The organism is Cupriavidus sp. SK-3 (genome assembly GCF_000611145.1).
Lineage (GTDB): Bacteria > Pseudomonadota > Gammaproteobacteria > Burkholderiales > Burkholderiaceae > Cupriavidus.
The window spans coordinates 1-12470 of the sequence record NZ_JFJV02000178.1 but is presented as its reverse complement, the minus strand read 5'-3'; the positions used below and the strand labels follow the sequence as shown (position 1 = coordinate 12470).

General features: G+C 62.0%; 11 protein-coding genes. 10 read left to right on the top strand and 1 reads right to left on the bottom strand.

Annotated elements, in window-relative coordinates; genetic code table 11:
• Positions 1–189: 189 nt before the first annotated feature.
• The 9 genes from CF70_RS17400 (at position 190) to CF70_RS17360 (ending at position 10976) form a co-directional block, all read left to right on the top strand.
• On the top strand, positions 190–885 hold the full coding sequence (locus CF70_RS17400; protein ID WP_035867186.1) for a paraquat-inducible protein A: 696 nt from the start codon (positions 190–192) through the stop codon (positions 883–885).
• A complete protein-coding gene (locus CF70_RS17395; protein ID WP_035867184.1) occupies positions 882–1547 on the top strand; it encodes a paraquat-inducible protein A in 666 nt (221 codons plus the stop codon). Before CF70_RS17400 ends, CF70_RS17395 begins: the two co-directional genes overlap by 4 nt.
• Positions 1540–3171: an intermembrane transport protein PqiB gene (locus CF70_RS17390; protein WP_035867182.1), complete on the top strand. Its 1632-nt coding sequence runs from the start codon at positions 1540–1542 to the stop codon at positions 3169–3171. The genes CF70_RS17395 and CF70_RS17390 overlap by 8 nt, the downstream gene beginning before the upstream one ends.
• Positions 3168–3776 carry a PqiC family protein gene (locus CF70_RS17385; protein WP_035867180.1) on the top strand — a complete coding sequence of 203 codons (609 nt, stop codon included), beginning with the start codon at positions 3168–3170 and terminating at the stop codon, positions 3774–3776. Before CF70_RS17390 ends, CF70_RS17385 begins: the two co-directional genes overlap by 4 nt.
• A 348-nt stretch (positions 3777–4124) precedes the next feature.
• Complete coding sequence (locus CF70_RS17380; RefSeq protein WP_235185096.1) at positions 4125–5159, top strand: VOC family protein; 1035 nt, start codon at positions 4125–4127, stop codon at positions 5157–5159.
• A 26-nt stretch (positions 5160–5185) separates the two neighbouring features.
• Positions 5186–6142, top strand: coding sequence for a fumarylacetoacetate hydrolase family protein (locus CF70_RS17375; RefSeq protein WP_035867175.1), 957 nt, complete (start codon positions 5186–5188; stop codon positions 6140–6142).
• A gap of 68 nt (positions 6143–6210) precedes the next feature.
• Positions 6211–8127 carry an acyl-CoA synthetase gene (locus CF70_RS17370; RefSeq protein WP_051648602.1) on the top strand — a complete coding sequence of 639 codons (1917 nt, stop codon included), beginning with the start codon at positions 6211–6213 and terminating at the stop codon, positions 8125–8127.
• Positions 8124–9773 (top strand): bifunctional 3-(3-hydroxy-phenyl)propionate/3-hydroxycinnamic acid hydroxylase, encoded by a 1650-nt coding sequence (locus CF70_RS17365; RefSeq protein ID WP_235185095.1) that lies wholly within the window; start codon positions 8124–8126, stop codon positions 9771–9773. The genes CF70_RS17370 and CF70_RS17365 overlap by 4 nt, the downstream gene beginning before the upstream one ends.
• A gap of 108 nt (positions 9774–9881) precedes the next feature.
• Positions 9882–10976: a transporter gene (locus CF70_RS17360; protein WP_035867174.1), complete on the top strand. Its 1095-nt coding sequence runs from the start codon at positions 9882–9884 to the stop codon at positions 10974–10976.
• 110 nt (positions 10977–11086) lie between these two features.
• Here the strand turns inward: CF70_RS17360 and CF70_RS17355 are convergent, their stop codons facing one another.
• Positions 11087–11707, bottom strand: a complete 621-nt coding sequence (locus CF70_RS17355; RefSeq protein ID WP_035867171.1) for an FMN-dependent NADH-azoreductase — start codon at positions 11705–11707, stop codon at positions 11087–11089.
• Between the two features lie 74 nt (positions 11708–11781).
• Between CF70_RS17355 and CF70_RS17350 the strand changes: the two genes are divergently transcribed.
• The gene (locus CF70_RS17350) at positions 11782–12294 is read left to right on the top strand and encodes a winged helix-turn-helix transcriptional regulator (protein WP_414629460.1); all 513 of its coding nucleotides are present in this window, start codon (positions 11782–11784) and stop codon (positions 12292–12294) included.
• The last annotated feature ends 176 nt before the right edge of the window (positions 12295–12470 follow it).

Here is a 12470-nt window from a genome sequence, read left to right as displayed (position 1 = left end):
AGAAAAGGCCCGCATGCCGCATGGCACAGAGGGAGAAGGAGGCGTTTTGACACAACGGCGCGCGCCGCAATCCTTATACGATACTTATTGTCATGATGACATACAAGTCATTTTGTAGCAGAATGCCGAGTCTTGAAAGATTCCAGCGCGCTCACGCACTGCTTGCCTCATGCAACGAGGCCGATAACCATGCCAGGACACGTAGTGCACCAGAACCACTTCCCGCTGCCACCTCCGCCACAGGATCCGCGCCAGCTGATTGCATGCGAGCATTGCGACGCACTCCATACGCGTGCGGCACTGAAACCGGGCGAACGTGCCACCTGCCTGCGCTGCGGCGGTGGGCTCTATCGCGACAGTTCGCTTGCCTATCGCCGCCTGCTGCCGCTCGTGTTGACCGCTCTGATCCTGTTTCTGATCTCGAACGCGTACCCGATTGTCGCTATGGACCTCAAAGGCTCGCGCATGGAGACCACTCTATGGGGCTCCGTACAGGAACTCTGCGCGGACGACATGACGTTGGTGGCGATGCTCGTGTTCGCCACGACGATCCTGCTTCCGCTGGCCGAGTTGCTCATGATGTGTTACCTGCTCGTGCCGATGGCGCAGCACCGCATGCCACCCGGGTTCGACCTAGTCGTGCGCAGCATTCGCCAGACGCGGCCGTGGGGCATGATCGAAGTGTTCATGATCGGCGTGCTGGTCACGTTGGTGAAGCTGTCCACCATTGCGCAGGTGCTGCCTGGCGTCGCCCTCTGGTCGTTCGGTGCCCTTGTGGTCGTACTTGCAGCCATCTTGTCCTTCGATACGCGCGACCTGTGGCATTACCTCGTTGTCCATGATGCAGATGACGTGCCACCCTGCTCACCGGGTGCCGCGTCATGACCACGCCTCAATCGCCCCACGCTACCGCCACTTCGCTCGGACTGCTGTCGTGCCACGCTTGCGACCGGCTCAGTCCGATGACGCTCGAGACCGAACCGTGTCCGCGCTGCGGCGCCGTACTGCATCATCGCAAGCCGGCCAGCGTGGCGCGCGCCTGGGCCTTCCTGCTGGCCGCCTACCTCCTGTATATCCCGGCCAATCTGCTGCCGGTGATGGTGACGCAATCGATTTTCGGCACACAGCGCGACACCATCATGTCCGGCGTGATCTATCTGTGGCTGTCCGGCTCGCACATGCTGGCCCTCGTGGTGCTGATCGCCAGCGTTGTCGTCCCGCTGCTGAAGATGATGATCCTGACATTGCTGCTGCTATCGGTGCGCCGCAGATCGACCTGGCGCATCCGCGAGCAGACCCGGCTCTACGCGCTGGTCGAAGTCATCGGCCGGTGGTCCATGCTCGACATTTTCGTCGTGGCACTGCTGGCCTCGCTGGTGCGGGCCGGGGCGCTGGCCACCATCATGCCCGGCGCCGGGGCCCTGGCCTTTGCCTCGGTTGTCGTACTGACCATGCTCGCGTCACTGAGCTTTGATCCCCGTCTGCTGTGGGATGCGCTCGATACGTCGCCTTCCCTCCTCGAATCTCCCCACTCCGACCATGCCTGAACACGTTAATCATCCCCCGCCTCACGGTGTACCGCAGCCTGGGCGCAAGCCTCGCGCACGCTGGCTACCCTCGCTCGTCTGGCTGATCCCCATCGTTGCGGCGGTGGTCGGACTTTCGCTGCTGATCAATACGCTTGCGTCGCGCGGGCCCGAGATCACCGTCACATTCCGGACCGCCGAAGGCCTGACGCCGGGCAAGACCCCCGTCCGCTACAAGGACGTCGATATCGGATTGGTCAAGACGGCACGGCTGGCAGCGGACCGTTCGCATGTGATCGCGACGATCGCGTTGACCAAGGATGCGGAGACTTTCGCCGTGGCCGACACACGCTTCTGGGTGGTACGGCCTCGCTTTGCAACCAGCGGCGTGTCGGGGCTCGAGACGCTGCTATCGGGCGCATATATCGGCGTGGATGCCGGCAAGTCAGGCGAGACGACGCGCAGCTTCACCGGGCTCGAAGTCCCGCCGACTGTCACTGCCGACGCCTCAGGCAGGCAGTTCGTGCTGCGTGCGCAAGACCTGGGCTCGCTCGACATCGGCTCACCGGTCTACTATCGTCGCGTGCAGGTCGGCCATGTCGTAGCGTATCAACTCGAGCCGAACGGCCACGACATCACGCTGCGGGTCTTCGTCAACAAGCCCTATGACAAGCTCGTCTCCGCCGATACGCGTTTCTGGCATGCCAGCGGCGTCGACCTCAAGCTCGACGCGAACGGGCTGAAGTTGTCCACGCAGTCGCTGGTCACCGTGATGCTTGGCGGCCTGGCCTTCCAGGCGCCGGAACACTCGACTGCGCACGCCACGGCCGCTGAGAACACCGAGTTCCTGCTTGCGGCGGACCAATCGGAAGCCATGAAGGAGCCGGAGGAACTCGCCCCCGCGCTGGCAGTGCTCAACTTCGATCAGTCCGTGCGCGGCCTGTCTCCAGGTGCGCCAGTCGATTTCCGCGGTGTAACCGTTGGGCAAGTGCGCTCGATCGGTATTGAATACCAGCGTGACAAGAAGGCCTTCCGCATGCCCGTGGTGGTGGAACTCTATCCGTCTCGCATGGGTCTGCGCGAGAAAGACGTGGCTGACGACACGCGCAAGCTCGCCATCGTGCATAGCATGGTACAGCGCGGCATGCGTGCGCAGTTGCGCACCGGCAACCTGCTGACCGGCCAGCTATATGTGGCACTCGATTTCTTTCCGAAGGCGCCGCTGCCGGCTGATCTGGACCTGAACGGGTCGCTGCCTGAGTTCCCCACCACACCGGGCACCTTCGACGAGCTGCAAGCCAAGCTTGGCGACATTGTGACCAAGATCGGCAAGGTGCCGTTCGACCAGATCGGGCAGGACGCGCGCACGGCGATGGTGTCTATGAACAAAATGCTCGTCAACGCGGACAAGCTGGTGGCACAGGTCAATGGCGATGTGGCACCAGAAGTGCTCGCCGCGCTGAAGGATGTGCGCCGCACGCTCGCCACGGCCAATGGCGCGCTGGCGCCCGACGCATCGCTGCAACAGGATACGCGTCGGATGATGCAGGAACTCACGCAAACGGCGGTCTCGCTGCGCACGCTGACCGATTATCTGGAGCGGCATCCCGAAGCGCTCCTGCAAGGCAAGAGGGACGAGAAATGATGAAACGTCTGACGATGCTTTTTACACTGGCCGCCGCGGCCACGACCATGATGAACGGCTGCACGTCGCCAGAGGCGCGCTACTACACGCTGGCTGCCAGTCGCTCCAACGCCGCGCCGGCCGTGACAGGGCGAGCCAGCCGTAGCGGCGAACCGCTATGGATCGAGGTCGCGCCGGTGCGCGTGCCCGAGCGGCTGAACCGCATTCAGCTGGTGGTGCATGACGGCACCGGCGGGGGTGTGAAGCTGTTCGACACATCGCGCTGGACGTCCCCATTACCCGACGAGCTACGCGATGCGCTGTCGCAGCAACTGCAATCGACTCTTGACGCGGTGGATGTCTACCAGCACGGCCTGTCGGCGACGCAGCCGGCCTTCCGGGTAACGACCGAGGTGGTAAACCTCGACGCCAATGTGGGCAAGTGGGCAGCGGCGACCATCGCCTGGACCGTGCGGCGATTGCCGGACGGCAAGGTTCTGAGCGGCCGCACCGAAACAGAGGTGCCCGCGCCCGGGCAGGTGGAGGGCGTGGTGAATGCGTATCGGGAGATCCTCGCTGCAACCGCGGCTCAGATTGCGGCCGACGTGCGATCCCTTGGCCGCTAGACGTGAAACGCCCCGCACATTGCGCACGGCGGGGCCCTGCGACCAACCCACCTTGTCGCACCATCTAGGTGTTAACGAGATATCCGTCATCCTGACAAATATACTATTATCACATCCATGAACGACGTCGCTTGACCCCGCATTCCGACGTCGCAAGCGCCGTGGCGCCTCCTTGGCAGCACCTGCATGCATGGCGCCGATCCAAAACAATCACAAACGGACCGCTCAGCGGTTGGAGACCTCATGCCCAAATCGACTGTAAAGCTCCGCCAGCCGGAGTCTTACCCGGAGAGCCGGCTGCCACCTGGCGTGCAACGGCTCACTCGCCCAAAGCCGTTCGGTAGAGCCGTGGAACTGGCATTCCTTCGCTGGGAAAAAAGAGACCTGGCGGCGACCGAACGCTTCTGGCGCGATTTCGGCATGCATCCGGTCAGCGTCTCGGCCGACCGGATCACGGCCCGTGGCATCGGGACAGCCCCTTGCATTGCCGTGGCTGAACGTTCGGCGGTGAGCCGCTTCGTCGGGCCCGCCTTTCGTATGTCGGACGATACCGACTTGAATCGGTACATCGATCGCTTTGGCGCGACGTGGTTGTCCAAACAGCAGATTCCCGGAGGCGGGCGCGGTGTCGAGCTATTCGATCCTTCCGGGCGCAGCGTCTGGCTCGTGCAAGGCCAGCAGCATGTCGAAGCTCTGCCCATGCGCCCGCCCATGACATTGACCAACACGGCGCAACATGCGCCGCGAGTCAACCGCACTGTTCGCACCCCGATAGAGCCGGCCAGTATTGTCCGGCTGGGTCATGTTGTATTTCAAACCGTGGACTTTGCCACCATGGCGGCGTGGTACATGACCGTACTCGGTGTCATTCCGACCGATGTGCAGTACCTCGCGGATGGCAGTCCCAACCTGGCCTTCTGCCGGCTCGACCTTGGCCAGGCGCCAGCCGACCACCATACCCTCGTACTGGTGGGTGGCATCGAAGAGAAATACGAGCACAGCGCGTACGAAGTCATCGATCTCGATGCGCTCGGACAAGGTCAACAGGTGCTGCGTGCGCAAGGTCATTCGCACATGTGGGGCATCGGGCGGCATTTGCTGGGAAGCCAGTTGTTCGACTACTGGCGCGATCCGGACGGTTTCGAACTGGAGCACTACACCGATGGGGATCTGTTCACCGCGGATTTCGAAACCGCTTACTCGCCGCTTGATTTCGGTGGTATCTGGGCCTGGGGTGCCGACGCACCGGCCTCGATGAAGCCAAGAAAGACTTTGCGCAATGTGCTGAAGGTGCTGAGGCTGGTACAGCGCAAGGCGATTGCACCGGCGCGGCTCAAGCTGATCGAAACTGCGCTGGGCGCACCCGCCAGACCCTGGCTTTAGAACTAAGCAATTCCCTAGGAAGTATCATGTCTCGTACCGTAATTCGCTACATCCATACGGATGGCCCGCAATGGGGCATTCTCTTTGGCGCACGCATCGCGCCGTTGCAGGCCAACGCCGCGACCACAGGCGAGTTGCTTGCCAAACACTGGCAAAGCATCTGGCAAGTGCCGGCGGCGCAGGCAACGATTCCGCGCGAGGCCGTCCAGCTTCTCGCACCCGTCACGCAGAACCAGCAATTCCTCTGCCAAGGCATCAACTACCGCAGCCACGTCCTGGAATCCGGCCTGCGCGTCGAGAATTTTCCCTTCAACACAATCTTCACGAAGGCATCCTCATGCATCACGGCAGCGGATGCTCCAGTTGCCTCCCCAGCCCACGTCAAGCTGCTCGACTACGAGCTCGAGCTCGGGCTGGTGCTGCGGCGGGATTTGCAACCTGGCGTGAAGGTCAGCCCTGACGCTCTCGGTGATTGGCTTGCCGGCGTGACCATCGTCAATGACCTGTCGGCGCGTGACGTGCAATTGCCGCAGGGTCAGTTTTACAAGGGCAAGAGCTATCGCGGCTTCGGGCCCGTTGGCCCTGGGCTCGTATTGCTGACACCGGAAGAGTGGCAACGTTGGCCGGAATTGCGGATGCGCCTGGATGTCAACGGACAGCCCCGGCAGGACGCCTACTGCGCCGATATGATCCACGCGCCGGCTTCAACCTTGACGGAGCTGGCATCCATGCAAGACGTTCACACAGGCGACCTGATCGCCACCGGTACGCCTGCCGGTTGCGCGGCCCGCGCGCCGGGCAAGCTCGCCATGTTCATGGCGAAACATTTTCTCAGCGACGCCGGCAAATGGCGCATGTTTGTGCGCCGCGGCATGACCAATCCCGCCTACCTTCGGCCCGGCGATAGCATCCGGGCCTCGATTCGCACGGATGACGGCACCATCGACCTGGGTGAGCAGACCACCGTCATCGCCTCGGCATGACGACTACGCCAGTTGGCGACGAAACATGTGGCATCCCATCGCAGTATTTGGAATGAGAGTGAAGTCTTATGAGCAGCCTTGCAATCAACGCCATGCCAGAGGTCGTCAGGCGACTGGAGGACGTGGAACAGATCGAACGGACGCCCTGGCAGGACGTGATCCGCGCCACAAGCACTTACGAGGTACTACGGACCGCTTGCGAGCGCTGGCCGGAACGCGTGGCCCTGCGGCTTCTACTGAATGGCAGCCCCTCCGCTCCGACGCGCGACGTCCGCTATGCCGAATTGCTGGAAGGTATCCATCGAGCTGCTAATACACTGCACCGCCTGGGTGTCACGCCGGGCGTGCCAGTCGCAATCCTGCTACCGAACCTGATCGAGAGCCACCTGGCACTATGGGGCGCCGAGGCTGCCGGCATTGCCAGCCCGATCAACTCGATGCTGGAATCCAGCTACATTGCCCGGATCTGCGAAGAGACGGGAGCCAAGGTTGTCATCGCCCTGGGGCCCACCACGGAAGGGAGTATCTGGGAAAAAGCCGTGGAAGTCGCGGACAGGCTGCCTCGAGTCGAGACGATCCTGCAGGTCGACCCGACGGCCGCGATGGGGCGGCGTACCGGTTCCGGCAATCACATCCCGCGCGGCAAGATGCCGAGCCGTCTTGGCGTGCAGGTGCTTGACTTCCATGACGCGCTAACCGAATCCGACAGTACCCGACTGATCAGCGGGCGGCGATTCGCGCCCACCGAGCCGTGCGCCTATTTTCATACGGGTGGCACCACCGGGTATCCCAAGGTGGCTGTGCACAGTCACCTGAACGAGGCCGTGATGGCATGGGTCCTCCAACGGATCGACGACCGGCGCAACGTGATGCTGGCGGGGTTACCCCTTTTCCACGTCAATGGCGCCATGGTGACCGGACTCGGCGCGCTTCACAGCGGTTCGGAAATCGTCTTACTGACAGCAGGCGGGTATCGGACACCCGGCCTGCTGGACGCCTTCTGGGAGATTGCCAACCGATTTGGGGCCACCACGTTTTCCGCCGTACCAACCATCCTGGCGGCGCTGCTTTCCAGGCCCTTGCCTGCGGACGGGATCCCGACCTTGCGCCACGTTCTCTGTGGTGCCGCACCCCTACCCAGTCAGGTCGCACACGAGTTTGAAAAGCTCACCGGCATTCGCATCCACGAGGGATATGGCCTGACGGAAGGTAGTTGCGTGTCGACCGTCAACCCGCCACAAGCCGCGCCCAAGGCCGGTACGGTTGGCATCCGCATTCCGTATCAGGAATTGAAGCTGTTCAAGCTAGGCGCAGAAGCCAGGCCCGCCGAACTTGCCGAAGCCGGCACGACCGGCGTGATCGGCATACGCGGCCCCAATGTGTTTCCCGGCTACCTAAGGGAAGCCGACAACCGCGGCATCTGGATCGAGGGCGGATGGTTCAACACGGGCGACCTGGGCCGCCTTGACGCGGATGGATCTCTAACGCTGTGCGGACGCGCGAAAGACCTGATTATCCGTGGCGGCCACAACATCGATCCGTCGATGATCGAGGATACGATCGCCGCACACCCCGAAGTCGCCATGGTCGCTGCGGTCGGGCAGCCGGACACCCATGCGGGCGAATTGCCGGTGGCCTTCGCGGTACTCAGGCCAGGCGCAAAGGCTTGCACTGAAGCGTTGATGGAATACGCGCGCGAGAGGATTCCTGAACGCGCGGCGGTGCCTGTGCGCATCGAAATCATGCCAGCACTGCCCCTTACCGCCGTCGGCAAGGTCTCGAAGCCGGACCTGCGACTGCGCGCCATCGAGCACGTCATCCAGGCGGCACTTGCCGAGCACGGCATGTCCGACACCCACGTCAAGGCCCGGCTCTGTCCCGAGCGCGGCACCGTGGCCGATATTTCCGGGCCGGTTGTGTCACGTCAGGTGGCAATGGCACTGGTAGCCCGCTATCCCGTGATTCCCGCATGGCAGGAGCAATGATGACGAACACTGCAAAGACACCGCAGGGGAACATACTCGATACGGATGTCCTGCTTGTTGGACTGGGGCCGGTGGGGGCAGCGCTGGCCAACCTCCTTGGCCGCTACGGGATTCGCGTCCTGGCCATCGACCGTGCCACGGAAATTTTTGCCAAGCCGCGTGCGATCGCGCTGGACAACGAAGCACTGCGCATCCTGCAGCTCGTGGGCGTAGCGGAAGGAGAATTCGCCACGGTGGCGATTCCGAAGGTGCAATACCGCTCGCCGCTGTTCGGCCGCTTTGCGCGCATCAACAGCGCGAGTATTGTCGACGGCCATCCGATGCTCGTCACGTTCTACCAGCCGGAGCTGGAAGCTGTGCTGCGCAAGAAGCTGTCGGCATACCGCACCGTGGAAGTCCGCCTCGGTACCGAACTCCAGTCCTTCGTCGATGATGGCCACCATGTTCACGCCGTATTGAGGTCCACCGGCTCCGCTGACTTTCAGGTCCGGGCAAAATATCTGGTGGGTACAGATGGGGCGAACTCGCTGGTCCGGCGTACGCTGGGGCTTGATTTCGAAGGCCGCACATTTCAGCAGGACTGGTTGATCGTCGACGCGCTTGGCGTGCCGAACCCCATTGACCATTGCGAGTTTCTCTGCGACCCGGCACGACCGACGCCGCATATGGTCGCGCCAGGGGGCCGGCAGCGCTGGGAATTCATGCTGAAACCGGGAGAACGCGCCGAGGAAATGGAGCGGCCAGAGTCGGTGCGCAAACTGCTCGCGCCGTGGTGCGATGTTGAAAAGATCCAGATCGAACGCACCGCGGTGTATCGATTTCACGCACGCGAAGCCAAATCGTTCTCGAAGGGTCGATGTTTCCTGGCTGGTGATGCCGCTCACATTACCCCCCCTTTTGCCGGGCAAGGATTGGTCGCCGGCCTGCGAGACGTCGCAAACCTTGCGTGGAAGCTGGCATGGGTGCTACGCGGCCAGGCGGGCGACCAGATTCTCGACAGCTATGACCAGGAACGCCGGCCTCACGCAAGGAAGATCATCAACCTGGCGCGCTTCCTTGGAGCACTTGTCATGCCACGCAACAGAGCGGCAGCACTCGCCATTCACGGATGCATGAGCGCGATGCGGCTATTGCCACGTGGCCGTGCCCTGTTCGAAGACTTGAAATTGAAGCCCGCAAACACGTTCGACAAAGGCCTGTTTGTGCGGGTGCGCGGCACCGAAAAGCTGCGTGCAGGTTCGAGCTTTCCACAGGGCTGGGTCCGACCGGCGGAGAGCAGAATCCCGACACTTAGCGACGATTGCCTGGGGCTTGAATGCGCAGTCATCGGATTCGGTTTCGACCCCGCGACGCGGCTGTCGCCTGAGCTCATGGCGCGCTGGTCCATCGCCGGCGGCAAGGTGTGGCAATGGTGCCAACGTGCCCAGGCGCAGCATCTCGCTCCCAAAGGCCGGCGTCTCGAAGCGCTGGATGAGGTCGTGCTGCCCCGCCTGGCCCCGCTCGACTGGATGGTGGTGGTCCGCCCGGACCGGTGCGTGCTCGCCGAAGGCCCGGCCTCTCAGGCAGAGCACATCCTCCAGCGCGCCCTTGATTTAATCGATCCGCCACAGGTACGCCTCGACATGCGCCTCCCCAAGGCCGCCTGAAGGCACCAGTCGCCCCGCAGACAGAATAAGAACCTTCCCGGTGCCAGTTCGTGGCTCTGGGGGGCGGGGCTTCTTTTACACCACCTCAACAACACGGAGGAGACCCTTGTGTTGCAGACTTCTGTTTATTGTCTTTCCATCTTGGCGATAACTTGCCTTGCAAGCATGACCGCGCATGCCGCGGAAGACTTTCAGGTGCGGTACAACATAGCAGGCAGCATCGGAGGGGAGATGTTCACCCCCCCGGATGCCGCCGGGCTTGCAGTTGGTGTCGCTGCGACTTATATCGACATCAGGAAGGTGACCGGCAACGACGGCAACACACTGACAAAGCCGATCCCCGGTGGCGCCATTCCACTTCCGTCCCCTGCCCCCGTGACGGCGTATCCCACGTATGGCGCCAATACCGCCCAGATCCCTGCCTCAGGCACTTTCAAGCTGTTCAATCTCGGCGTTGGCTACATTACCAACGCGGACTATGGCGGCGGTCGCTTCGCGTTCGGCGGCGTTCTGCCGTATGGCGTCAAATCCCAATCGGTCAGGGCTACTGCCGCAACGCCGGCCGTGCAGGCGAACCCCGCGGTCCCCGCGGCCGCACAGCAGGCTATCGCAAGCCAGTTCGGAGCAACATATCAGTCAAACCTTGCCGGCGAAGCAGCCAGTTCCAGTGGCGACGTATCGGGCATCGGCGACCTGGAGTTGCAAGGCGGCTGGCTCTATACGACCGAACAGCTGCGCGTATTGCTGGGCGCATCCCTCGTCATTCCGACAGGACGCTACGATGCATCGCCTGCACCCGACATAGGCACTGGTAATTTCTATACGCTGCGGCCGTCTGTGCAAGTGGCCTACCTGCCAACGCCGGACATCGCCCTCGCGGCAAAGGTGACCTTGGGCCTGAATACGAAGAATCGGGACAATGACCTGCGCAGCGGAAACTGGATCGGATTAGAAGGCGCGGCGGCATACAAGACCGGGATTGGCGTATTTGGACTGCACACTGTCTTCGTTCAACAGTATCAGGATGACTCGAATAATCCCTGGGGCTCGAGCCGATACCGATCGCTCAATGCCGGTGCGTTCTATACCGCGATGGTGCCTGGCATTGACGCTGCGCTGACGTTGCAATACATGGCGACAACCACTTCGCGCAACGCAAAGGTCGGCAGCTTTAGCCAGATCCGTGTGATCAAGCTGTTTTGACGACAATGGCTAAGAGACCTTTCAAGTGCGACACGTGTCTCACTTGAAAGGTCTCTGAAGAGCTGTCATCGTGTCTCGCCGTTTCCTCAGGCCTGACAGCTCGGCTCCGCTTAGGTCGGAAGCAGATCGTCAATCTGTTGCTGTGCCTGCTCGATAGCGACTTGCCGTTGTTCGGCACCTGCAGACACACCGTTGGCGGCGACCACTTCAAGCTGGGACACGCCCACGAACGAGAATACGCTCCGGAGATAGGCTTCCGCGTGCTCCAGTGCCGCGTTGCGCGAACCGGGGCCATAGTGCCCGCCGCGTGCAATGGCCAGGATGATACGCTTGCCGGTCACGAGCCCTTCCGGACCTCTGTCCGTATAGCGAAAGGTCTTTCCCGCGACGGCGATGCGGTCGATCCAAGCCTTCAGTTGGCTGGCGATACTGAAATTGTAAAATGCGACACCAATGACCACCACGTCGGCCGCCAGGAATTCTTCCAGGATGGCGCGTCCCAACTCAATATCCCGCATTAGCGCTGCGTCATTCGACGCCTCGGGATCACGGGATGCGGCGAAGTAGGCGCCGGACAAGTGAGGAATGGGTGAACTGGCGAGGTCACGGTATATGACATCGACTTCCGGATGCGCGGCCTTGAACTTGTTGACTATGCCGGCCGAGAGCGTACGGCTGACGGAATTGCCTCCCAGGATACTGGAATCAATGTGAAGAAGTTTCGTGTTCATTCTGGGATCTCCAATGGTATGCGCTGCCCATAGCGGAGTCGAACAGTCTGGACAAGCATGGGCGCGATTGCGTGATGGCACGCGACCAACATACCCAACCTTCGCGTCCGCCACAAGGAGGCACACTGATGTTACCTGGGACCATTCAACGGGAGTCTGACTATGCGACTGGCACGACTGCCGAGCACAAGGGTCATGTGCCCAGCATGTTTGACAGACGTAACGGGTTGGATCTGCCCGGAGACTGCCGGGGAGCGGGAACAGTCCTCGCGCGCATTGGCGATAAGTGGAGCGTCCTCATTGTCATGCTCCTTGCTGACGGACCCATGCGGTTCAATGAACTGAAGCGGAAGATCGGCGGCATCTCGCAGCGAATGCTGACGCTGACTTTGCGGGGATTGGAACGAGACGGACTGGTTACGCGGACCGTATATGCCACGATTCCGCCGCGCGTTGACTACGCGCTGACCTCCCTCGGGCATTCGCTAAGGACCCCTGTGGAAACGCTTGGCCTATGGGCCATCGCGCATCTCCCGGCCATTGAACAGGCGAGGCAGGCGTTCGACCTCAGCAGCAAGGGAAGATAGCGCTGCATCTGCGCGCCGACGGACAAGAGAATCAAGATCTCGTCCCTCCTCCATCAGCGGGCTTGGATCGCCTGATCCCGGCCCGCAGAGCGGAATTGATCAGTGTGCGCGACTACCTTCGTCACGACCCGGTGGCCACGACCTCGATCTATTACCGGCCGAAAGGTTTTATGCGC

What these genes read in the sequence shown, in the direction of transcription:
- CF70_RS17400 (WP_035867186.1), top strand. Translation starts at nt 190, where the DNA reads ATGCCAGGACACGTAGTGCACCAGAACCACTTCCCGCTGCCACCTCCG.
- CF70_RS17395 (WP_035867184.1), top strand. Translation starts at nt 882, where the DNA reads ATGACCACGCCTCAATCGCCCCACGCTACCGCCACTTCGCTCGGACTG.
- CF70_RS17390 (WP_035867182.1), top strand. Translation starts at nt 1,540, where the DNA reads ATGCCTGAACACGTTAATCATCCCCCGCCTCACGGTGTACCGCAGCCT.
- CF70_RS17385 (WP_035867180.1), top strand. Translation starts at nt 3,168, where the DNA reads ATGATGAAACGTCTGACGATGCTTTTTACACTGGCCGCCGCGGCCACG.
- CF70_RS17375 (WP_035867175.1), top strand. Translation starts at nt 5,186, where the DNA reads ATGTCTCGTACCGTAATTCGCTACATCCATACGGATGGCCCGCAATGG.
- CF70_RS17370 (WP_051648602.1), top strand. Translation starts at nt 6,211, where the DNA reads ATGAGCAGCCTTGCAATCAACGCCATGCCAGAGGTCGTCAGGCGACTG.
- CF70_RS17365 (WP_235185095.1), top strand. Translation starts at nt 8,124, where the DNA reads ATGATGACGAACACTGCAAAGACACCGCAGGGGAACATACTCGATACG.
- CF70_RS17355 (WP_035867171.1), bottom strand. Translation starts at nt 11,707, where the DNA reads ATGAACACGAAACTTCTTCACATTGATTCCAGTATCCTGGGAGGCAAT.
- CF70_RS17350 (WP_414629460.1), top strand. Translation starts at nt 11,782, where the DNA reads ATGGCACGCGACCAACATACCCAACCTTCGCGTCCGCCACAAGGAGGC.